This window comes from Salinimicrobium oceani (assembly GCF_012037645.1).
Window position 1 is genome coordinate 1 of sequence record NZ_JAAVJR010001097.1, and the last position, 360, is coordinate 360.

Annotated in this window: 1 protein-coding gene; it reads left to right on the top strand. The window is 46.4% G+C overall.

Annotation, left to right across the window (positions count from 1 at the left end):
- A partial coding sequence (locus HC175_RS20950; protein ID WP_168139908.1) for an efflux RND transporter permease subunit occupies positions 1-360 on the top strand: 360 nt, incomplete at both ends.

The following is a 360-nucleotide window of genomic DNA, read 5'->3' on the forward strand; positions in this document are numbered from 1 at the left end:
TCGCGGGAGGAGGATATATTGAAAAAGAGAATCAGGCTTACTTTATCCGCGGGGAAGGCCTGGTGAGTTCTCTTGAGGATATCAGAAATATTGTGGTGAAAAACCGCAATGGCATGCCGGTGTACATAAGGGATATTGCTGAAGTAGGTTTTGGAAGGGCTACCCGCTATGGCGCCATCACGGGAAATGCCGAAGGGGAGAAAGTCCTGGGGCAGGTAATGATGCTCAAAGACGCCAACTCCAATAAGGTCATTGAAGCCGTACAGGAAAGAATAGCTTCAATTTCTGAAACTCTTCCCGAAGGGATCTATATCAATGGTTTTTTAGACCGAAGCCTGCTCATTGACAAAACCACCTTTA